This window comes from Advenella mandrilli (genome assembly GCF_016595155.1).
In the GTDB taxonomy this organism is placed as follows: domain Bacteria; phylum Pseudomonadota; class Gammaproteobacteria; order Burkholderiales; family Burkholderiaceae_B; genus Advenella; species Advenella mandrilli.
On the sequence record NZ_JAENGP010000004.1, the window covers coordinates 184,818 to 207,824 of the forward strand.

21 protein-coding genes are annotated in these 23,007 nt (G+C 49.3%); 3 read left to right on the plus strand and 18 right to left on the minus strand.

What is annotated here, in order from left to right:
- Positions 1 to 116: 116 nt before the first annotated feature.
- Positions 117 to 1,043 carry a histone deacetylase family protein gene (locus JHL22_RS05420; protein ID WP_200234733.1) on the minus strand — a complete coding sequence of 309 codons (927 nt, stop codon included), beginning with the start codon at positions 1,041 to 1,043 and terminating at the stop codon, positions 117 to 119.
- 183 nt (positions 1,044 to 1,226) lie between these two features.
- On the opposite strand from JHL22_RS05420, the gene mltB reads away from it, so the two are divergent.
- Positions 1,227 to 2,360, plus strand: a complete 1,134-nt coding sequence (mltB, locus tag JHL22_RS05425; RefSeq protein ID WP_234041124.1) for a lytic murein transglycosylase B — start codon at positions 1,227 to 1,229, stop codon at positions 2,358 to 2,360.
- Between the two features lie 171 nt (positions 2,361 to 2,531).
- Here the strand turns inward: mltB and aceA are convergent, their stop codons facing one another.
- From aceA to orn, 8 genes are all read right to left on the minus strand, one after another.
- The gene (aceA, locus tag JHL22_RS05430; protein WP_200234736.1) at positions 2,532 to 3,830 is read right to left on the minus strand and encodes an isocitrate lyase; all 1,299 of its coding nucleotides are present in this window, start codon (positions 3,828 to 3,830) and stop codon (positions 2,532 to 2,534) included.
- A 492-nt stretch (positions 3,831 to 4,322) separates the two neighbouring features.
- The gene (locus JHL22_RS05435; protein ID WP_200234860.1) at positions 4,323 to 5,540 is read right to left on the minus strand and encodes an MFS transporter; all 1,218 of its coding nucleotides are present in this window, start codon (positions 5,538 to 5,540) and stop codon (positions 4,323 to 4,325) included.
- A 20-nt stretch (positions 5,541 to 5,560) separates the two neighbouring features.
- Positions 5,561 to 6,820 (minus strand): MFS transporter, encoded by a 1,260-nt coding sequence (locus JHL22_RS05440; protein WP_200234738.1) that lies wholly within the window; start codon positions 6,818 to 6,820, stop codon positions 5,561 to 5,563.
- 78 nt (positions 6,821 to 6,898) lie between these two features.
- Complete coding sequence (gene pgsA, locus JHL22_RS05445; protein ID WP_200234740.1) at positions 6,899 to 7,471, minus strand: CDP-diacylglycerol--glycerol-3-phosphate 3-phosphatidyltransferase; 573 nt, start codon at positions 7,469 to 7,471, stop codon at positions 6,899 to 6,901.
- A 17-nt stretch (positions 7,472 to 7,488) separates the two neighbouring features.
- Positions 7,489 to 9,318, minus strand: a complete 1,830-nt coding sequence (gene uvrC / locus JHL22_RS05450) for an excinuclease ABC subunit UvrC (protein WP_200234742.1) — start codon at positions 9,316 to 9,318, stop codon at positions 7,489 to 7,491.
- Complete coding sequence (gene nagZ / locus JHL22_RS05455) at positions 9,281 to 10,327, minus strand: beta-N-acetylhexosaminidase (protein WP_200234744.1); 1,047 nt, start codon at positions 10,325 to 10,327, stop codon at positions 9,281 to 9,283. The genes uvrC and nagZ overlap by 38 nt, the downstream gene beginning before the upstream one ends.
- Before the next feature lie 2 nt (positions 10,328 to 10,329).
- A complete protein-coding gene (gene acpS / locus JHL22_RS05460) occupies positions 10,330 to 10,764 on the minus strand; it encodes a holo-ACP synthase (protein WP_200234746.1) in 435 nt (144 codons plus the stop codon).
- Between the two features lie 24 nt (positions 10,765 to 10,788).
- Positions 10,789 to 11,334: an oligoribonuclease gene (gene orn / locus JHL22_RS05465; protein WP_200234748.1), complete on the minus strand. Its 546-nt coding sequence runs from the start codon at positions 11,332 to 11,334 to the stop codon at positions 10,789 to 10,791.
- Between the two features lie 57 nt (positions 11,335 to 11,391).
- On the opposite strand from orn, the gene JHL22_RS05470 reads away from it, so the two are divergent.
- Together JHL22_RS05470 and rsgA are read left to right on the plus strand one after the other, a co-directional pair.
- Positions 11,392 to 12,657: a M48 family metallopeptidase gene (locus tag JHL22_RS05470; RefSeq protein ID WP_200234750.1), complete on the plus strand. Its 1,266-nt coding sequence runs from the start codon at positions 11,392 to 11,394 to the stop codon at positions 12,655 to 12,657.
- 4 nt (positions 12,658 to 12,661) lie between these two features.
- Complete coding sequence (gene rsgA, locus JHL22_RS05475) at positions 12,662 to 13,549, plus strand: ribosome small subunit-dependent GTPase A (RefSeq protein WP_200234752.1); 888 nt, start codon at positions 12,662 to 12,664, stop codon at positions 13,547 to 13,549.
- A gap of 74 nt (positions 13,550 to 13,623) precedes the next feature.
- Here rsgA and JHL22_RS05480 read toward each other — a convergent pair whose 3' ends face one another.
- The 9 genes from JHL22_RS05480 to JHL22_RS05520 form a co-directional block, all read right to left on the minus strand.
- Positions 13,624 to 14,343: a CoA pyrophosphatase gene (locus JHL22_RS05480; protein WP_234041126.1), complete on the minus strand. Its 720-nt coding sequence runs from the start codon at positions 14,341 to 14,343 to the stop codon at positions 13,624 to 13,626.
- Between the two features lie 89 nt (positions 14,344 to 14,432).
- A complete protein-coding gene (gene rplS / locus JHL22_RS05485) occupies positions 14,433 to 14,810 on the minus strand; it encodes a 50S ribosomal protein L19 (protein ID WP_200234754.1) in 378 nt (125 codons plus the stop codon).
- A gap of 236 nt (positions 14,811 to 15,046) precedes the next feature.
- Positions 15,047 to 15,280: a hypothetical protein gene (locus JHL22_RS05490; RefSeq protein WP_200234756.1), complete on the minus strand. Its 234-nt coding sequence runs from the start codon at positions 15,278 to 15,280 to the stop codon at positions 15,047 to 15,049.
- A 276-nt stretch (positions 15,281 to 15,556) separates the two neighbouring features.
- On the minus strand, positions 15,557 to 17,356 hold the full coding sequence (locus JHL22_RS05495) for an acyl-CoA dehydrogenase (RefSeq protein ID WP_200234759.1): 1,800 nt from the start codon (positions 17,354 to 17,356) through the stop codon (positions 15,557 to 15,559).
- Positions 17,357 to 17,660: 304 nt separating this feature from the next.
- Positions 17,661 to 17,975 carry a DUF192 domain-containing protein gene (locus JHL22_RS05500; RefSeq protein ID WP_200234761.1) on the minus strand — a complete coding sequence of 105 codons (315 nt, stop codon included), beginning with the start codon at positions 17,973 to 17,975 and terminating at the stop codon, positions 17,661 to 17,663.
- Entirely contained in the window at positions 17,975 to 18,853 is an 879-nt protein-coding gene (locus tag JHL22_RS05505) for a type II secretion system F family protein (RefSeq protein ID WP_200234763.1), read from the minus strand. Before JHL22_RS05505 ends, JHL22_RS05500 begins: the two co-directional genes overlap by 1 nt.
- Positions 18,854 to 18,862: 9 nt before the next feature.
- Entirely contained in the window at positions 18,863 to 19,720 is an 858-nt protein-coding gene (locus JHL22_RS05510) for a type II secretion system F family protein (RefSeq protein ID WP_234041127.1), read from the minus strand.
- A 15-nt stretch (positions 19,721 to 19,735) separates the two neighbouring features.
- Positions 19,736 to 21,493: a TadA family conjugal transfer-associated ATPase gene (locus JHL22_RS05515; RefSeq protein WP_200234765.1), complete on the minus strand. Its 1,758-nt coding sequence runs from the start codon at positions 21,491 to 21,493 to the stop codon at positions 19,736 to 19,738.
- Between the two features lie 28 nt (positions 21,494 to 21,521).
- Positions 21,522 to 22,982, minus strand: a complete 1,461-nt coding sequence (locus JHL22_RS05520) for a type II and III secretion system protein family protein (RefSeq protein WP_234041128.1) — start codon at positions 22,980 to 22,982, stop codon at positions 21,522 to 21,524.
- Positions 22,983 to 23,007 lie beyond the last annotated feature (25 nt).

Below are 23,007 nucleotides of genomic sequence, written 5' to 3' on the forward strand. Positions count from 1 at the left end.
TTGGCAACATTACTGCCATAAACCAAAACCTTTCAATTCTACAATGTAGCTGTGATAAAGGTAAGCCATTTTTATATAACTGGCTATTTTTCTTTACTGAAGACCTGTTTCAGTTTTCATAAAGAAGCCAGCGCCTTGATATGTGCGGTTACACTTCTTCCCAATGCCGATAAACTATACCCCCCTTCCAGAAAGCTGATTATTCGGCCTTGCGCATATTGATTAGCCACCTCCATCAACTGTTTGGTGATCCATTCATAATCTTTTTCTACCAAGTCCATTTGCCCCATTTCATCTTCCCGGTGGGCATCAAATCCCGCAGAGATAAGCACCAACTCGGGTTGAAAATCATTAAGGACCGGCAACCACTTGTTAAGAACAATATCCTTGACCATCTCGCTCTTGGTAAAGGCAGGTACCGGCGTATTAAACATATTGGGTGCAACGTTGGCAACGCCGCAGTCAGGGTACAGAGGATATTGGAAAAAACTGCACATAATAATATGTGGATCATTTTTAAAAATATCTTCGGTACCATTACCATGGTGTACATCAAAATCAATCACGGCAATTTTTTGCAGTTTGTATTTTTCAATGGCATAACGGGCCGCAATGGCCAGATTATTGAAAAAACAAAACCCCATGGCCCGGCCTCGTTCCGCATGATGCCCGGGCGGCCTGACCGCACAAAAAGCATTAAGTGCATTGCCCGCCATAATTTCATCAACCGCCATAATTCCTGCCCCCGCAGCAGAATAAGCAGCTCGCAAAGTATGCGGATTCATACTGGTTTCTTCATTATCTATATTGAAATAACCTTCCTGGGGCACATGCTCTTTCAGGTAGGCCAGGTATTCTGGCGTATGAACCCTTAACACATCGCCATCTGAGGCATTAGGTGCATCTAGATGTTTTAAGCATGGCGACACCCCACTGGCCAGCAAACGGTCGTTAATTTCATCCAGACGGGCAGGTGCCTCTGGATGCCACTTTTGCATCATATGCAAACGACAGTTTGGATGTGTAATATATAAAGTCTCCACGCTCAACTCTCTGATTGAATATCGTTATGGCTAAAAAATCCGCCATTTATTTTAATGAATCATTACAATCTAACATATTTATATCAAATAATTGGCGCACCAATTATATTTTCCATAAATCAAATTCAGTCTGCCATAAAATTCGTTAAACCGCCTTTAACTGTAAACAATCACCACTAAATCATGATGTTAAAAACCAGAAACCCTATTTTGATTGCCATAAGCACCCTGTTTTTAACCGCCTGTGCCAGTGCTCCCATAGAGCAGACACATAAAACAGCCTCTACCACAACAAATACGCCTGCCGTTTCTAAAAAAACCGGCTGGGAAGTTGAAAACACCATGCTATCGGCTAATTCTGCAGAGTTTATAAAACAGGTTTCCCGGCGTTATGGCATTCCTGATTCCTATATACAAAACCTGCTCAACAACGCCCAATACAATGAAAGGGTTGCCAAGCTTATTATGCCTCAGGGCCCCAAAGGCCGCATCAAGCGTGTTTGGCCAAGTTACCGCGCCCGTTTTGTAGAGCCGGTTCGCATACGGTATGGCACCGAATTCTGGAACGCCAACCGCAACACGCTTAGCCGGGCCGAACGCGAATATGGTGTACCGGCTGCCGTTATTGCCAGCATTATTGGTGTCGAAACAGTTTATGGCCGTTACATGGGTTCATTCCGCATGCTGGATGCCCTATATACCCTGGGCTTTAACCACCCCGATACTTCACGCCCTGAAAAAAGCCAAATGTTCAGGAACCAGCTCGCTGCCCTGATTAACCTTGATTACCAGGGCAAGCTTAGTGCCAGGCATGAAGAAGGTTCTTTTGCCGGTGCAACCGGCCTGCCTCAATTCATGCCTATTAGTATTTTGCACTACGCCATTGATGGTGACAACAATGGCAAAATTGACTTACGTAACAGTAAGGAAGATGCCATTATGTCGGTTGCCAATTTCCTGGTTAAACACGGCTGGCAAAGCAATACACCCATATTTGCCCCTGTTCGCCTGCCTGCCAATGCCGCAGGCTTGGTAGATGGTGGGCTGGAGCCTTACCTGAGCTGGACACAATTGCAATCTTCAGGGGCTACGCTTTCCAACAACAATAACAATAACTGGGCATCAGGCAAGCAACTTGGCGTCATCAACCTGCCCGATGAAATAAGAGGGCAAACGGAATACCGCACGGCTACCCCCAACTTCTTTGCCATTACCAAATACAACCGTAGTTACTTCTACGCCACTTCAGTTGCCGACCTGGCCCAGGCCCTGGCCCAGAAACAGCGAAGTAATGGTTACAACGTGATTTTTCCTTAGTATCCCGTCAAACTTCCTGGCGGGCTTTATAGAAAACCATTCAGCACCGCCCGGAAACACTGCATTCAACAAAAAACAGCTTGTTAATTAAAGAAACGGGTGCCTCGCATCCTATCTTGCGAGACACCCCAACGGAGCCTTTACGAGCTGTTTCTTAACCCAATGTGCTTATTAGTGTGCAAACTGAGCTTCTTCGGTAGAACCGGTGAGAGCTGTGGTTGAAGCCTGACCACCTTCAATAACCTGGGTAACGCTATCAAAATAACCGGTACCCACTTCACGCTGGTGTTTAACGGCAGTAAAGCCCTTGTCAGCAGCCGCAAATTCTTTTTGCTGCAACTCAACAAATGCACTCATTTGATTACGGGCGTAACCGTGCGCCAACTCAAACATGCCATAGTTCAGTGCATGGAAGCCTGCCAATGTGATGAACTGGAATTTATAACCCATTGCACCCAGCTCTTTCTGGAACTTGGCGATGGTAACGTCATCCAGGTTTTTCTTCCAGTTGAAAGAGGGTGAGCAGTTATAAGCCAGCAGTTTGCCAGGGAACTGTTTGTGAATGGCTTCTGCAAATTTTTTGGCGTCTTCAAGGTTGGGCGTTGAGGTTTCGCACCACAGCAGGTCGGCATAAGGCGCATAAGCCAAACCACGGGAAATTGCCTGATCCACACCGGCACGGGTACGGAAAAAGCCTTCAACGGTACGCTCACCGGTAATGAACTCGTGGTCGTTTTCGTCAATATCGCTGGTAATCAGATCGGCGGCCTCGGCATCGGTGCGGGCCAGCAACAAGGTTGGAACACCCATTACGTCGGCAGCCAGACGGGCTGCTGTTAATTTTGCAACGGCATCACGGGTTGGAACCAGAACCTTGCCGCCCATGTGGCCGCATTTTTTCGCAGCAGCCAATTGGTCCTCGAAGTGAACGCCTGAAGCACCGGCTTCGATCATGGCTTTCATTAATTCATAGGCATTCAGGACACCACCGAAACCGGCTTCGGCGTCGGCAACGATAGGGGCGAAGAAATCAACAAAACCTTCATCACCTGGCTCTTTGCCTTCCATCCATTGGATTTGGTCACAACGGGTTAATGAATTGTTGATACGGCGAACAACGCTTGGTACGGAGTTAACCGGATACAGGGATTGGTCAGGGTACATTTCACCGGCAATGTTGGCATCGCCAGCAACTTGCCAGCCAGATAGGTAAATGGCTTTAAGGCCGGCTTTTACCTGTTGCATGGCCTGGTTGCCGGTAAGTGCGCCTAAAGAATTAACAAACGGCTCGGTGTGCAATAAATTCCACAATTTTTCTGAACCACGGCGTGCCAGGGTGTATTCCTGTTGCAGGGAACCTTGCAGCTTAACAACGTCTTCGGCGCTGTAATTGCGTTTAATACCCTGCCAGCGTGGGTTCTCGGCCCATTCTTTTTGCAAATTACGGATTGCTGTTTCACGATTTGACATATAAGTCTCCTGGAAAAATAAAAAAATAAAGATAAAAAATGTTGGATCAGTTGAATAAATTCTATCCTTTTGCGGCACTGCAAAACACACTTATATCTTATATAAGACCATTTATTTTATTTTTATATTTCAAATACTTATGATTTTTATTTTGCAATATGAAATGAATTTTTTGTTTATGAAATTATTTTTTCAACACTGCAACATGAGAGTTTCACATTATGAAATTCATCATTCACTATATAAAAAAAGATTGAAAAAACAGGCATCAGGCCCCTATTCAGAACGCATAAAAAAAACACCGCCATGGCGGTGTTGTAAAAATGATAAAACAGTGAACAAAAACTAAAAGCAAGACCAGAACTGGTTAGACAGAGTAATAAACAGGCTTGGCTGTGTATACATGACAAATACCAGTGCAAGGACCAGTAGCAGCCCGCCATAAATCAATATTTTTTTTAAGGTTGGATTCATACCGGTATTACTCCTTCACTAACTGGCTGTAGCCGTACGGACAATCGCATGCTCTTTGACCGGTAAATTGATAAGGGTGGCAAAAACGCTAAGCCCAATAGCCAAATACCATACAGGATCATAACTGCCATAGATATCGTACATGATACCACCCAGCCAGACCCCCAGAAAAGAGCCTATTTGATGACTGAAAAACACAAACCCGCCCAACATCGCAAAATGCTGAATACCAAATATTTGCGCCACAATGGCATTGGTAGGCGGAACGGTTGACAACCAAAGCAAGCCCATGACGGCAGAAAATATATAGACACTAACGGGCGTTAATGGTGCCAGCAGGAAAACAATAATAGCAATCCCGCGAATGGTATAAATACCGGCTAACAAATAATGTTTGGGATATTTTTGCCCCATTAAACCAACCGCATAGGTGCCAAATACATTAAAAAGCCCAATTAAAGCCAAGGCATAACTGGCCACTTCCGGATTCATGCCCGCATCTTTAAGATAGCTGGGCATATGTACGCCAATAAACACCACCTGAAAACCGCACACAAAATATCCGGCCACCAGCAAACGAAAGCTTGGATAGGCAAACGCCTCTTTAATGGCAGGAATAATGCCCTGCCGTACGTCTTGGGCAACACCTGCCACTGGCGAAGGCTCACGCATGGCCATACCCAGCGGGATGATAACCAAGGCCATGCCACTTAATACCACCAAGGCAATTTGCCAGTCAAAAAAGTCAATCAGGAGATTTTCGACAGGCACCATTAAAAACTGGCCAAATGAACCTGCCGCCGCAACCACCCCCATGGCCCATGAACGACGGTCAGCCGGAATATTACGCCCTATGACACCAAAAATAATGGCGTAAGTGGTGCCTGACTGGGCCATGCCAATTAAAAACCCGCTGGACAGCATAAAGCCCAGTCCGGTGGTTGAATAAGCCATGCCCAACAAACCAAGGGCATATAAAATACCCCCCAGGACAATCACCTTGACCGCGCCAAAACGGTCAGAAACCATCCCGGCAAAAATACCCGTAAAACCCCACACCAGATTTTGCATGGCCAGGGCAAATGAAAAGGTTTCCCTGTCCCATTCGTTGGCCTGGGTAATAGGCTGCAACCACAAGCCAAAGCCATGCCGGATACCCATTGACATGGTGACGATAAATGCACCGCAAAACAAGAGCTGTGCCATGGTGAGGACTTTTTGTTTTTCTGTTTGCATGACTGTCATAACAACCCTTATTACAAACCTTTTAATTTTGCGCAATATGCAACCCAGAAGGCGGCTGCGACGGCAACAAACGAGGCCAACCCGGCCCCAATCCATGGCCCCGAATACTGGCCGTAATCAAGCATGGCACCATAAGCGACCGGCCCCAGCGCAGAACCGACATCCATGCCCGAATAAACCAGTCCGTAAACCGAACCCATGGCCCCTTTGGGCGCCACCCGCCTGATAAGCATATCGCGTGAGGGCCCGGCCAGGCCAAACAAGAAACCGGCGACACATAAGCCGAAAACGGCAAAAGAAGATAGAACAAGACCACTGGCCAACAGTAAATATGCCAATCCCGAAGCAAACAGGGCCGCACCCACTATTTTTTCAGTATGGCTAGTTGTGCCTGCCAGAAAACCGCCAATTAACAACCCCACCCCTGCTGAGACCATGTATAAAGACAAGGCCGCACTGGCCACTTCTTTACTGGTACCATAAAGGGCATCCATAATAGGTACCGTAAAGTTCTGTACCGATGACAAGGCAATCGCACCGCAAGCAAAAAAGATGAATGCGCCCCATAAGGCCGGATTTTTAAGCAAAAGCAACAATTTTTCAGCAAACCCCATGGTTTGGTGAGGTTCTGGCTGTGTAGCCTGTTTAGTGTGTTTGACTGGCGCAATTAAACCGGCCTTGATATACGTGAGCAACAGCAATAGCAGCAACAAAACACCGGCCGCTGCCGCTGCAATGCGCCATGAGCCGGTGGTGACAATCATGAATGTCATGAAAACAGGCGCAAATGCCCAGCCCAGGTTACCCGACACCCCGTGCACACTGAACGCATGCCCTAGCCGTTTAGGCCCGACATGCTGATTAAGAAGGGAAAAATCCACAGGATGAAATACGGCATTACCCATTCCCCCGATAATTGCCGCTAACAGCAATACCGGATACCCGGGCGCCACAGCGATGAGAAAAGCGGAAAGCGCCATAAATGCCAAACCAAAACGCAATACCGGCCGGCCACCTTTTTTATCGACAATAAAGCCTGAACTGGCCTGTCCTAACATGGAAACCACAAAAAATACCGTGGTGACCAGGCCAAGCTCGACAAAGCTATAACCAAACTCCCGGTTAAGGGAAATATACAGGGATGGCAGCACCAGCTGAAAAAAGTGGGAGCCCGCATGCACCACTCCGACCAGAGAAATAACTTGCCAGTCACGGGCAGCGGCTTTTTTTTCATCTATGTTTGTATCAGCGGATACTGTTTGAGTATTCATGTCTCACATCTGTTTTATTTTTGTAAAAATTAACCACCCTGATACGAGTGGTTAATTCATGTTTTCACGCGGCCTTTTTCAGGCCTGCTTCCGGATAATGGGCCATGCCTTGCGCATATAGTAAAACATGGACCATACGGTTAACAAGGCAGCCACATAAATAAGCACCTGCCCTACTTGGTAAAAAGGAATACCTTGCCAGGTTTGGGCAAACATCAAACAGGGAATAGCCACCATTTGTGCCGTGGTTTTGAGTTTGCCCAGCCAGTGCACGGCCACGCTATCGCGTGCACCAATAGTGGCCATCCATTCACGCAAAGCAGAGATTGTGAGCTCGCGCCCAATAATAATAAGTGCAATAAAAGAATCCAGGCGTCCCAGGTCGAGCAAGATGAGCAAGGCGGCACAAACCATGAGCTTATCGGCAACCGGGTCTAAAAACGCACCAAAAGAAGACGTCTGGTTCCAGCGTCGGGCCAACCAGCCATCAAGCCAGTCGGTTAGCGCTGCCACAATAAAAGCCAGCGCACCAATCGTATCGCGCAGATGAACCCCCATCCACTCGGTTGGCAGGTAATACAGGGCAATGACCAGCGGGATCATGCCAACCCGCATCCAAGTCAAAATAATGGGTATATTCATTGTTTTCATAAGGTGTAATCCTAACACTATCTTAGTGATTCGTAGATTCGTTCTGCCAAAGCCTGCGAAATTCCTTCTACCGACCGTAAATCATCAATACTGGCTGATACCACGCCAGAAAAACCGCCAAAGCGTGCCAGCAATTTCTGTCTGCGTTTCGTGCCAACCCCTTCAATTTCCTCAAGTCTTGATACATTACGGGCTTTGGCTCGCTTGGCTCGCATACCGGTAATTGCAAAGCGGTGTGCTTCATCGCGTACCTGAGCCACCAACATGAGCGCCGGAGACCCCAGTCCCAGCGCCACTGGGGCGCGTCCATCGGTAAACACCAAGGTTTCCAACCCCAGTTTACGCCCTTCTCCCTTAGCCACGCCAACAATCACACTCGTATCCAGACCCAATTCCTCAAATACCTGCCGCGCTATTTCCACCTGCCCCTTGCCACCATCAATTAACACCACTTGGGGCATGGGCGATTCGGCATCAGCCACTCGGGAAAATCGCCGTTCAAGAACCTGACGCATGGCGGCATAATCATCCCCGGGCGTAATGCCGGCAATATTGTAACGACGATAGTGCGAAGATTGCATGTCATGATGAAGATAAACCACACATGAGGCCTGGGTGGCCTCTCCGGCCGTATGGCTAATGTCAAAACATTCTATACGCATTTCATCCAGCGCATTCTCATCGGTATCCAGACCAAGCAGTTCAGCCAATGCCAGCGTACGCGCCGCCTTTGCCGTCGACTCGGACAACACCCGCGACAGGGCCAATTGGGCATTTTTCACGGCCTGCTCAAGCCAGGCTTTTTTAACGCCCTGAACACGTGTCTGCAAACGCACTTTCACCTTGCCACCGGCATGCTCATTAAGCATCTCCAGCAGCTCCGGTTCAGCCAAAGAGTGGGAACAGATCAACAAGGGAGGCAGTACATTCTCAAGATAATGTTGGGCCACAAAGGCGTTTAGAACATCAGGAGGGGTATCGCCATCGGTCTGGACGGGAAAAAAAGCTTTGTCGCCCAGATGCCGCCCGCCGCGCACCATGGCCAGGTTGACACACACTTTGCCACCCAGCATTTCCACCGCAATAATATCCACATCACCACCACCGGCTTCTTCCATGGATTGCTGGTGCAACACAGTGGCCAGGGCATGCATCTGGTCACGCAAAACGGCCGCCTGCTCAAACTGCAGGGCACCGGAAGCCGCCATCATGCGTTTTTCAATATCATCAATCACATCACTGGCCTGGCCATCCAGAAAACGCACCGCCCTTTCGACATCCTGGCGATAAGCCTCTTCGGAAAGGGCCTGCACGCAAGGCGCGGAACAGCGCCCGATCTGGTGTAGCAAACAGGGACGGGAACGATTGGCAAACACCGTGTCTTCGCAGGTGCGCAAGCGGAACACTTTTTGCAGTATCTGAATGGTTTCCCGCACTGCCCAGGAGTTTGGATAGGGTCCGAAAAAGCGCCCTTTCTTGCTGGTGCTGCCCCGATAGTACACAATCCGCGGGAACGCATGATCGCTAACCATTAAATAGGGATAGGATTTGTCGTCCCTGAATAAGATGTTATAGCGCGGGCGCAATGATTTAATGAGATTATTCTCAAGAATCAGGGCCTCGGCCTCGGAGCGCGTGACAGTGACTTCCAGACGCACCACGCGGGCCACCATATGGGCAATACGCGGACTGGACGGGGTTTTCTGAAAATAGGAAGAAACCCTTTTCTTCAGGTCACGCGCCTTGCCCACATAAAGGACCGTACCATTTTCATCCAGGTGTCGGTAAACACCCGGCAAATGAGGCAGGTCACTCAGAAACGATTTTATGTCGAAAGGCTCGGGCATCTTGGTACCGCTTATTCAATTGCAAGGCTTCCCAATTCATGAAAGGCATGGCTGGCATCAGGCGCTGAATCCGTTCAATGGACTCGCTTGTAATGGCAAATTCAAGCCGTTCAAGCAATTCATCAGCCAGGTCAGGACGGTTGCACACCAGCACCATATCACAACCGGCGTTCAGGGCTGCCTGCGCACGTGCGACGATATCGCCAGCGACCGATGCACCTTCCATCGTAAGATCATCAGAGAACACCGCCCCATTATAGACAAGTTGCCGGCGCAGAATATCCTGCACCCATTTCCGGGAAAAACCGGCAGGTGAATTATCAACCTTGGGATAAATAACATGGGCGGGCATCACAGCGGGCAAAACCATATCACCCAGCCACTGGTATGGCAGCGCATCTTCATTCATGATTTCATCCAGGGTACGCTCATCCACCGGAATGGCCAAATGGGAATCGGCTTCCACAAAGCCATGCCCCGGAAAATGTTTGCCACAGGCCGCCATACCCGCCAGGCAAAGCCCCTGAATAATGGCTCGCGCCAATGTGCTCACCACCTTGGGATCGCGGTGAAAAGAACGACTGCCAATCACCTGACTGACCCCATAGTCAAGGTCGAGTACCGGTGCAAAGGTAAAATCCACCCCACAGGCACGCAACTCGGCCGCCATGACATAAGCCAGCTCAGTGGCGGCACGAATGGCCGACTGCGGATCCTTCTCCCAATAACACCCCAATTCGCGCATGCCGGGCAAGTGTGTAAAACCGTTGGTTTTGAAACGCTGTACCCGCCCCCCTTCATGGTCAACCGCAATCAGCAGAGGCGCTTTCCGGACTTCATGGATTTCCCGGGTAAGTGCACTTAGCTGTTCGGGGCTTTCATAATTGCGGGCAAACAAAATAACCGCCCCCACCAACGGGTGACGCAAACGTTCTTTTTCGCGCTGGGTTAACTGCGTGCCCTGCACATCAACCATAACGGGTCCGGGCGGTACTGCCAATGACTGCATTTTTATTGTCCTTTTTTAGATTCAACCAGGACAAATGCCATGGCCAGATCAGATTCGTCGGTAACAGACACATGCGCCGTACCAAACCGTTGTTCATACCAGGTTTTAAGCGGCTCGGCCAGCACCACCATGGGTTTGCCGCTGGCCGCATTCAGGGTTTGCATGCCAGACCAGTACATGGGCATCCGCATGCCCAGCCCGATAGCCTTGGAAAAAGCCTCTTTAGCGGCAAAACGGGTCGCCAGAAAACGAATGCCACGGGCCGCATCACGCCGGTAACGTCCCTCAAACTTGATCATTTCTTCCGGCCCCAAAATGCGCTTTGCAAAGCGTAGGCCAAAACGATCATAAGACGCCTGTATCCGGTGAATATAGATCAGGTCTGTACCAATACCGGCAATTCCCTGAGGGCCTGCCTGCCCGATTAATGTATTCATATCTTCGCCAACACCCCTATCCGTTTACACTTTAATGAAGTGTTCCCGATAGTACTTCATTTCCTCAATCGACTCGTGAATATCCGCCAGGGCCTCGTGCTTGCTTTTCTTGGCAAAACCCTTGTAAACCTCGGGCTTCCAGCGACGGGAAAGCTCTTTAAGGGTACTGACATCCAGATTCCGGTAATGAAAATACTGTTCAAAACGGGGCATGTATTTAAACATGAAGCGGCGATCCTGGCTAATGGTATTGCCACACAGTGGTGAGGCACCTTTGGGAACATATTGAGACATAAATTCAATCAAAATGTCTTCAGCCTGCCCTTCTGTTAAAGTGGAATCTTTAACTTTTTGAATTAATCCACTTTTACCATGGGTGGACGTATTCCATTTATCCATGGCATCTAATACACTATCAGGTTGATGAATGACCAATACAGGCCCTTCAGCCACAATAGTAAGATCCGGTTCGGTTATAACAACGGCTATTTCCAGAATTTTTTCTTTTTCAGGATCCAGACCGCTCATTTCCATATCCAACCAAACCAGTCGCAAATCATTTACTGCCATTTTCGTTTATCCTTAATACTGAGTTTCGTTATTTTCGCACAGAGCCATCATTAACATATGACAACTACGCTGTTTACATTCTTATTTATCCTGTTTCTGGGTATTGAAACCCTTGTCAAGCTTTGGCTTTCAAGCCGTCAAATACGTCATGTCAGCCAACACCGCAACGCAGTTCCTGCCGAATTTTCAGAAAAAATAAGCCTGCACAGCCACCAGCGGGCAGCTGATTATACGGTTGAACGCATGAAACTGGGGATAACAGAGTGGATATTTGATGCAATGATACTGATTGGCTTTACCCTGTTAGGTGGCTTACACCTGCTGGACATATTCTTGCAACAACAATTTTCAGCAGATATGTGGCGCCAGCTGGCCTTGCTTGCTTCAGTTAGCATAATTACCGGCCTGTTGCACCTGCCCTTCAGTTTATGGCGTCAGTTCAAGCTTGAAGCCAAATACGGTTTCAATCGCATGACCCTTAAACTGTTCATTAGCGATTCTATCAAAGGTCTTGTGATTAGCCTTATTCTTGGCCTGCCCCTAATGGCCGCCATTTTATGGCTAATGGCTGAGGCAGGCAATGCCTGGTGGTTCTGGGCCTGGGCACTCTGGGTTGGATTCAATGTGCTTATCCTGTATTTGTATCCCACTTTTATTGCGCCGCTGTTCAACAAGTTCACGCCGCTTGACAACCCCGAGCTGGCCGAACGCATTAATAAACTGGCCACGCGCTGCGGCTTTACCCTGAATGGTTTGTTTGTGATGGATGGCTCAAAACGCTCCGCCCATGGTAACGCTTATTTTACCGGCTTTGGCAAATCACGGCGCATTGTGTTTTTTGACACTTTACTGAACAAGCTGAATGGCGCTGAAATTGAAGCCGTCCTTGCCCATGAACTGGGTCACTTCAAGCACAAACACATTATCAAGCGGATGCTCATCAGCTTCTTCATTGCCCTGGTGTTTTTTGCCTTGCTGGGTTATGTGAAAAATACCCTTTGGTTTTATGAAGGCCTGGGGGTGATGCCCTCACTGGAGCGCAATAATGATGCGCTGGCACTTATTTTGTTTTTCATGGCCGTACCGGTATTTACTTTCCTGCTGTCTCCCCTGGCTAGCTGGTTTTCCCGCAAAGACGAATTCCAGGCAGATCAATACGCAAGCCAACAGGCTGAAGCCAGCTCACTGGTTTCAGCCCTGGTCAAACTTTATGACGACAATGCCGCCACCCTTACACCCGACCCCATACACTCGGCGTTTTATGACAGCCATCCGCCGGCATCTATACGTATCCGGCATTTATTAACCGGCTCAAAGGCGTAAGCACATGAAAGGACGCGTTATTTCTGCACACGGCAGACATTACATTGTTGAACTGGAAAATGGACAAACCCGGCAATGCTACACCCGGGGCAAAAAAACCGGTATTTGCGTGGGTGACTTTGTTCGCATCCAGCCACAAGCCGAGGACGAAGGCAGCATTGAAGAAACCCTGACGCGCAAAAACCTGCTTTACCGCTCGGACGAAATGCGTTCCAAGCAATTTGCCGCCAATGTAGACCAGCTGCTTATTGTGGTAGCCACCGAACCATTTTTTTCTGAAGACCTGACCGGCCGTGCCTTAACCGGTGCCTGGAGCGCCGACATCAGCCCGATTATCCTGCTGAATAAATGCGACCTGACCAGCGGCATGGCACGCGCACAGGAATCACTTGAAATTTACCGTGAACTAGGTGTTCCCATTATTTCAAGTAGCATTCATGAGCCCGAACAATTAAAACAGGACTTGCTGCCATTACTAAAAGATAAAACCAGCCTGCTGCTGGGACAAAGCGGCATGGGTAAATCCAGCATTTTAAATGTACTTATTCCACATGCCCGGGCCCATACCCAAGAACATTCGGTGGCCTTGGGCACGGGCAAGCACACCACCACCAGTACCCGCCTGTATCATTTACCCAACAATACGGGTTGCCTTATAGACTCTCCGGGCTTTCAGGCGTTTGGTCTTTACCACTTAACGCAAACCGATGTCGCCAATGGCTTTCCAGAGTTCAAAACGCATATCGAATCGTGCCGTTTTTACAACTGTACCCATTTGCATGAACCGGGATGTGGCGTACTGGCCGCGTTAAAGCAAGGGGTCATTAGCAACAAACGTCATGAACTGTATGAACGGATCCTGCTGGAAAACCAGAGTGCCACGCGATATTGATTCTCGTTAAGCGTATCAATCCTTGTTAAGCAGGTTGCCATACAGCTTTTTAGGACCGGTTCAATAATACCGGTTCAGGCAGCTGCCTGATGCAGGCGATGGTACAGGTTTCTAATAACCGATGCCGTTGCCCCCCATATAAAATAGGAGTTCCAGGGCATTGAAAAATAACTTCGTACGGTGCCATCGGGCAGTTTTGCATTATGCAAACGGTGGTTGCGTGGGTCCATGAAAAAAGACAGTGGGACATAAAACACTTCTTCCACCTCATTGCTGTCTGTGCGGATTGAAAAACCCTCGTCAACCCAACCCACATACGGCTTCATCAGAAAACCGGTACCGGTAAACAAATCTGGCAACTGCCCCACCACCTTTATGCTGTTAGCCGGAATACCAATTTCCTCTTCCGTTTCACGCAAGGCCGCCTCTTTGGCGGATAAATCACTTTCTTCTACCCTGCCCCCGGGAAAACTGATTTGCCCGGCATGATTTTTAAGGCGGGCAGAACGTCGGGTTAAAATGACATGGATTTCTTTGTTGACATATACCAGCGGCAACAGGACCGCTGCATCAATATAAGTTTGGTTCTCTGTGAATTTGACATCATTCCAGTCATGCAGCAAAGACTCTGCCTGCCAGATAAAACGATGATCAAATGCCTTGTGGAATAAATCGGTCGTCAATAAAGAGCCCGGCACCGGAGACAGGTTCTCGCTGGCAGGCGTCCAAGGCTGGATAACCGGATCAAAAGGCAGTATTATTTTTTTTCTGAGCCTGAGAATTTCTTTTGACAAATATAAATCCTTAAGAAATAAAAAAAGCACCTATAAACTATAGGTGCTTTCTTCTTCAGGGACAACTAAATTTCATAAAAGGTATGAAATTATGCAGCCACTGTTTTACGAACCAGTTTTTCTTTAATACGAGCAGCCTTACCGGAACGGTTGCGCAAGTAGTACAGTTTGGCACGACGCACATCACCACGACGTTTTACAACGATGGAAGCGATAGTGGGAGAGTACAGCTGGAATGTACGCTCGATGGCTTCACCGGAAGAAATTTTACGTACGATGAACGCTGAGTTCAGACCGCGGTTACGTTTGGCAATAACAACACCTTCGTAAGCCTGCACACGTTTACGGGTACCTTCAACCACGTTTACGTTAACAATAACGGTGTCGCCAGGTGCAAATTCAACAGTGGGTTCACCACCTGTCAGGCGATCAATCTCTTCTTTCTCGAGTTGTTCGATAAGGTTCATAAGAACTCCTTAAATCATCATTCACGGCTAAAAACTGATACTAAGCATTTATTTTTACGCCGTACTTGCAAGTAACCCTTTACCTGCAAAGCCGCCAGAGGATGAATACAATAAAGCAGAAAATTATATCTCTTAAAACGGATAAAAGCCAGTGTATTCTTATGCTTAAGGCATTTAAAACCGTTTTATACCCAATATAAAGTAATATTTGTACAACACCAGGCTAGACATTTATGCTAGTAACCGGCCATGGTGCCAATAAACAGTACCAGCGGAATGGCAACCGCCCATACCACCGCCGAACAGACATCCATAAATTTTTGCCTTAAAGACAGGTGGTTTTTGCGCGAATAGCAACCCAGTTTTGGATTGTTTAGCATGGCATACGTTTGGTCGTAGGGAGACCAGGAAATATCGTTAGCCATATGACGGCGGATTGAGCCCGATGAAGAAAGTTTAGCTGCTTGCATTTTAGCCTCCTGAAAGTTCGGAACTGCCGGATATGGCGCTAACCATACCCGGCAGAAGTACCAGGACCCTAACCTGGGATATCGCAACTATGCCTGCGATAAGTAGTACTGTATATTTATACAGTACTTTTGGCAAGTGATTATTTTAGCCTTGGCGAAAACGCAACAAAAAACCGCCTGCCTTTCAGAAAGGGAAAGGGCAAGCGGTTTTATGAAGGACAGCCGCAAATAGTCAGGCCACACCCCAAAACGGAAATGGCCTGAAAAACGATCCTGTTAAACCGTTTTCAAATAAGCCAGACTGTCCTGGGCCAGGTCTCCGGCCAGTACGGCGGCCGACAAGGCAGATACACGCGGCAGCAAATGCGCGGCATAAAAAACGGCGGTGGCCTGTTTTTGTGTGTAAAAAGCTTCAGAGCGACCCTGGCATTTAAGCGCGGCACGAGCCAGTTGCCAACCGGCATGCACATAACCGGACAACATCAGGAATGGCACACTGCCCATGAAAACGGCCCGCAAATTCCCCTCTGTGGCGGTTTCAAGCACGTAACCGGTACTGGCTTCATAGGCCTGGATGGCAATTTTCAGTTGGGCGGCAATAAAAACCAGCTGCCTGCTGCCTGCCTGTTGCTCCAGTTCGGCCACGGTCTCTTGCATGGCTTTAATAAAGCCCCTGGCTACAGCCCCACCATCACGTAAGGTTTTGCGCCCTACAAAATCATTGGCCTGAATAGCCGTGGTGCCTTCATAAATAGATAAAATGCGGGCATCACGATAATACTGGGCAGCGCCGGTTTCTTCTATAAAACCCATGCCACCATGCACCTGTACACCCAATGAAGCGACTTCAATGGCATTTTCAGTAGAGAACCCTTTCACAATGGGTACCAGGTACTCATAAACCGCCTTGTTACTGGTCCGAACGGATTCATCGGGGTGATTTAAGGATAGATCATTGGCCCGGGCCGCATACATGGCTACTGCACGCGCACCCTCGGTAAGCCCGCGCATGGTGGCCAGCATACGCTGCACATCGGGGTGGTTAATAATGGGCACCGGCCCGGCAGACCCTTCCAGGGCATTGCTCTGGACCCGTTCCTGTGCGTATTCCTGGGCCTGCTGCAAAGCTCGCTCGGAAACGGCGATACCCTGAATACCCACGTTATAACGAGCGGCATTCATCATGATAAACATATACTGCAGGCCCTGGTTTTCCTGGCCTACCAGGTAACCAATGGCCCCTTCACCCACTTCTTCCGACTTGCCTGAGCCAAACAGCAGCACGGCAGTAGGACTGGCATTGATACCCAGTTTTTCTTCCAGTGAGGCACACCAGACATCATTACGCTTGCCCAGGCTGCCATTTTCATTAACCAGAAACTTAGGCACAATAAACAGGGAAATGCCCTTGATGCCCGCTGGTGAACCGGGGGTACGGGCCAACACCAGATGCACGATGTTTTCTGCCATATCGTGCTCTCCGTAGGTAATGAAGATTTTTTGGCCAAAAATACGGTAGGTGCCATCTTCTTGTGGAACTGCTTTGGCATTCACCAAAGCCAGATCCGAACCGGCTTGCGGTTCGGTCAGGTTCATGGTGCCAGTCCAGCGCCCTTCAAGCATGGGGGGAATAAAGGTTTCTTTTTGCTCTTGAGTACCCGCCTGGGTAATCGCTTCTATGGCACCATCGGTAAGCAGGGGACATAAGGAAAAAGACAAGTTGGCAGCGTTCAGGTTTTCAGAGGTGGCAGCTGCCACCACTTTTGGAAAGCCCTGGCCGCCGTGTTCGGCATCATGCTGCAAACCTTGCCAGCCACCGGCAGCAAAAATTTCAAACGCCTGCTTGAAACCTTGCGGTGTTTTTACCTGCCCATCGTGCCAGATGGCATGTTCACGATCGCCAACCACATTAAGCGGCGCGACCACCTCTTCCACGAAACGGGCATTTTCCTCTAGCACCGCATCTACCACATCTTCAGAAACTTCTTCAAATCCGGGCAATGGCAAAACATCGTCCAATAACCCCATATCTTTCAGATTGAAGGAAATATCTTCAATTGGCGCTTTATAGCTCATTTGTTGTCCCTGCAAAATAGTTATAAATTAAAAATACGGCCTGGGAAATAGCATTGGCCAAGAAAAAACCATACGAAACGGTTGGCATCTTATAACCAAACATAAAACCATGCCTGATGAATATAAACAATTTATTCTACGACAAAGCTGTTAAAAATTGTTTCATCCTGGGGGTTAATTTTCAAGATAAAACAATATATTTGCATTTTTACCCTTCAAGCTGCCATGCCGGGTAATTGATGAGCACAATTTTGCTCTGTTCAGAAAACCTCCAACGATTTCTGGCTGTCTTTTTTATGGCATTTTAAAAAATTTCTTCCACCAGCTGGCAAGCTTGCCTGAAACAAAGCGGTTCATTATTTGGCAAAACACCGGCTGCCAGCTCTAGCACACAATATGCCTTGCGACAATAAGCAAATTGCCATGGTTTTAAACAAGGCACCACTTTAAGCACCCGATAATCACGAGCAAGAAAAATCACGGATATTGGAAACCGCATACCAACCGTATGAACACTGTTGCAGGGTCGAATTAACAAGGCCTGGTTGCGGGGCCAGTTTTTCTTGCCAAGCAAGCCTTTGAAGCGTTGCCAAAACGTGCTTGCATGATACAGCTTCATTAAGACAAACCTGAGTTAAGCAATTTCATGCCAATCGGAAAAGCAATCACAATAAAGGTACAGGGAAAAATGCACAACACCAGGGGTAAAAGCATTTTGACAGGCGCTTCCATGGCCAGTTTTTCAGCCCGCAAAAAACGCTCTGACCGTCGCTGGTCGGACTGCGCCCGCAATATGGGCCCTAACCCCATGCCTAATGCATCGGCCTGTGCCATGGCCGTGACCCATTGCCGTAATGCCTGCACCCCAGTCCGGTCTGCCATGGCCCGCAAGGCGTCAAGCCGCGGCATGCCGGCACGCATGTCATTAAGCGCATGTCCAAGCGCCTGACGCAAGGGGCCTTCCGGGCTTAAGCGGGCCGTCTGGATAAGCGCCCCCTGCAGGTTAAGCCCCGATTCCACACACAGGGTGGTCATATCAAGCATGAAAGGAAAGGCCTTTAATATCTGGCGTTGCTTTTGCTTGCCCTGCAAACGTACCCAGTGCCGGGGCAACCAGCCAAAAAAAGGAGCTGACACCATCGCGACACACAAAGCCAGGCCAAACGACCAGGACAATAACTGTGTACCGGCAAACAGCACTGGCAAAGCGCCTGCCACGCCTGCCAACCACTGCAAGGCACTCATATTCATGCACGTGAGTTTGCGTTCCAGGCCTGCATGACGTAATTCTTTCTCGACCCGGAGCCGGTACTTCCAGGATAAAAATGGCTGCACAAACCGTCCCACTTGCTCTACCCAGGGCCAAAGCAGCCTTAACAGCCATGGCGACGAATGACCTGCGGGCAATGATGCCCCCTGCATGCCAGGCCTAAGCAGCAGAAACACGCACAGGTAAAAACAAACCCCCGCAGCACCTATACTTAACCAGAATTTCAAGACCAGCTCCTAAATATCAATGGACACGATTTTTCTGATCATCCATGCCCCGGCTACTTCAAGCACCACAATAATAGCCAGCACAGCCCAACCCATCGGGGTTTCCCATAAAAACCGCATGGACGCCGGATCAATCAGGTTAAGCACCAGCATCAAGCCAACGGGCAAGCAGGACATCACCCAGGCCTGCATTTTTCCCTGAGAAGTTAGCGCCTTGATGCGCCCCTGAATCTGTATGCGTGACCGTAAAGTAAGGGAGATCCGGTCAAGCGCCTCGGACAGGTTTCCTCCGCTTTGGGTGGCGATCTTCAATACGGACACCACCAGACTTGTCGCTTCCGAAGGCATGCGTTGAGCCAGGTTGTCCAACGCCTGTTCAAATGATAAACCCAGTCGCTGCTCCCGCTGCATCAGGCCAATTTCCTGACTCAAAGGCGCCGGTGCCTCTTCAACCAACAGTTTGAGGGCATTTTGCACCCCCGTGCCCGCTTGCAACGCCCCCGACAGGGACAGCAACATATCTGGCAACTGCCGGTCAAAAAGATTAAGACGACGCTGTCTTAACAGCGACAGCACATGACGGGGTGCCAACAAAACCACCAAACCCGTTGCCACTGCAACTGGCAGGCTATTAAACAGAAACCAGATCAACACCACCGTGAACGCCCCCATTAGCAACGCAACCGTCCACAGCTGCACCGGATCAAAAAACAGAAAAAAATCACTCATGTTTTTTTGAGTCAAATGCTTGAAATCATGTTCATATTTACGGAAAGCGGCCAGCAACCCCTGCAAGGCGAACCAGAACAAGATGGCGGCAGCGACACTTAACAATGCCAATACCAACCAGATCATGCTGTTATCCATATAAACGGCCCCCTCTTAATGACTGACAATATCGTTGAAAGAGGCGGCATATGACTGGGCGTCACTGCGCTGGCTGAACAAGGCAGGATCAAAGTCAAACCCTTCTTGTCGCATGCGCTCAAAGCAATTGGGAATAATCCCGGCGCCGGCAAAAACGCCCCCGCCTTTTCGTTCAAAAGCAAAGATCTCCTGGGTTTTGATCACGCCGTTTTCCATCCCGCCTACTTCAACAATTGAGGTCACCACCCGGCGCCCATTGGACAAACGAGTTTGCTGGATAATGAATTCGATGCTGGCAGCGATATGCTCACGCACCGCGAGCAGGGGCAAATCCATGCCCGCCATTAAAATCATGGTTTCAAGCCGCGCCAGGGCATCACGCGGGGTATTGGCATGCAAGGTGGTTAACGAACCCTCGTGCCCGGTATTCATGGCCCCCAACATATCAAAGGCTTCCGCCCCACGGCATTCGCCCACCACAATCCGGTCAGGTCGCATACGCAGGGCATTACGCACCAAATCCCGGATCATGACTTGCCCCCTGCCTTCCAGGTTGGCCGGACGGGCTTCAAGCGCAACCAGGTGCTCATGGTTAAGCCGTAATTCCGCTGCGTCTTCAATCGTGACAATTCTTTCTTGTGGCGGAATGCAATTGGACAGAATATTCAACAAGGTTGTTTTGCCAGAACCCGTACCGCCCGAGACGACAATATTTTTTCGCAGGCGTACGCACGACTCAAGAAAACGGCTCATGCAGGTATCCAGTGAACCCAATTTTAACAAATCCTGCATGGCAGGACGCTGCAAGGGGAATTTTCTGATAGTGATACTTGCGCCCCTAAGCGCGATGGGAGGAATAATCGCATTAACCCGGGAACCATCAGCCAGACGGGCATCCACCATGGGTGAGCTTTCATCAATGCGCCGGCCTATGGGTGCCACAATCCGGTCGATGACCCCCACCACGGCCTGTTCAGAACTAAAGACGGCATCATGGCGCTGCAGACAGCCGTTTTTTTCGACATAAATCTCATCATGCCGGTTTACCATGATCTCGGTAATATTGGCATCTTGCAGCAAGGGTTCCAGGGGCCCAAGGCCTACGGCTTCGTCAAGCACTTCTTGCATAAGACGTTGTCTGTCGGTGTCGGCTGGAATATCCTCATCGGCCTGGATAATATCATCAAGCAAGCCCCCCGCTTCGCTCCTGAGCGCTTCGTCACTCATCATGGACACATCCCTGCGACGCAAATCCAGCGCCTCTAGCAAGGCCCCATGCAAACGCCGGCGGATATACAAGTGCTGCGTCAGGTCTTGCCGGGATTTTTCCGGGACAGCTGCGATTGATTGCGCGGTCTGCGACCTTAAGGACAAATCCTGTTCAAGCAGCCCTTGATCCGAAGCATGTTTTACACCAGTCAGGGTTGCTGTAGAACTGGCAACCTCATCTTGCCCTTCTTGCCGGTCTGCTCTGTCTTGCTGGCTACAGATCTGCCTTATTTTCATCATGCAAGGGCCAATAATAATCTCATCGCCTTCCTGTAAAGGCCCGTGACGGCTTATTCGTTGGCCATTTAACATCGTACCGGTAATCGCCCCCAGGTCTTCAATAAATACACCGGCATCCCTGGCTTCCAGACGGGCATGCTTTTTGGCCACGCGCCAGCTGCGCAAGCGCAGTCCGCAGCCGGCCAGGCGACCAATCTCAAACGGTAAAGCAAATTCCCTGATTTCCTTTTTGCCATCTTCAAATTGCATTTCAATTTTAAGCATAATTCAATCCTTTTCAGCCAACCATGAATTACCGGGATTTCTTGAAGCGAATGCCGGTTACCGGTGCCTCAAGCACCGGATCCCATACAGAGGCCTGCATCTCATTACCTTGCCATTTCCTTTTTTTCGGTTTTTCCTGGGCATTTGGTTTTTTAGCTGATGACACCGGTTCATTTTTCGGCGGTTCGCCTTGTACATGCACATTAAGCACCGGCCCCGCCTCAAAGGTACTGTCCAGGATGAGTTTGGAGCGCTTGACCCGTTTTTGCAGATCCTTGTTATCGGCAGACACCACCACAGGCCGAACAAAAATGGCCAGTTCCGATTCATTATTCTGAAACTTACGGGACTTGAATAAGGCACCTAAAATAGGGGTATCGCCAAAACCGGGCACCTTGTCACTGTTTTGAACCTGGTCACGCGAGATGAACCCCGCCAGCACCAGCGTTTCTCCCGACTGGACATTAAACTCAGTAGATGTGCGACGGGTTTTGAGTGCCGGCCCACCAGCCAGGTTCATGGACGCATCCACCGAGCTGACTTCGACATGTATTTTTGAACGCACCGTGCCATTTTTTTCTATCCGGGGCGTGATATACAAACTCACGCCATAGGGTTTGAAAATGGTTTGGGTATTGCCGTTGTTGTCGGTCACCGAATAGGGAACCTCTCCGCCCGCCAGGAACTCTGCCGTGGCACCGCTGCGTGCCATGAGTTGCGGCTGCGCCAGAATAACCGCCTCGCCCTGGCTTGCCATGGCCTGAATGGTGGATGACAACACAGCACTGACACCGAAATATCCAGCCGGGTTATTCATGGGGAACGGCACATTCATGACTTGCTCCCCCACCCTGTCGAACAATTTGGAAGAGGCCGCATCCCAGGTTATCCCGGCATTTAACCCACCGGCCGAGGCAGGATTCCAGCGCACGCCAATGTCTTGCAAATAATTGCGGGGCAATTCCAGTATTTGCACGTCCAACAACACCATCTGGTCCCATCCCACCTGGCTGCTCATATCAATAATTTGCGGATAATGTTTGGCCAGAATGCCTACCCGCTCACGATCGGCATCGGTCAGGCTGTCTCCTTCCACAATGACCTTGTCACCGACAATGCTGGCCCGCACCTTGGGAATCCGCGCCAGAATGCGCCGGATATCCTGCAATAGCTTCTGTTCTTCGGCCGCCTGCACCACCACCTGGAAAATCTTCCGGTCTCCGTGCACATCCCAAATTTGCAGGGTGGTTTGCCCCTGGTCCTTGGCAAACAAAATCACTTCCCGGTCATCATCGCTAACGGCATTCACCACTTTACTATCACCCACCGCAATACGGGCAATTTGGGGAATAGTCAACACCCGTATATCGCCAATATTCAATTTCAAATGAACTGGATCATCTGCCGCCAAAGCCGGCCAGGAAGCGAATATCCCGAACCACCCGATAGCCATCATCCACATGATCGCTTTTGTTTTTCTTACTAACATCAACTTCACTCCTTATTCATCCTGT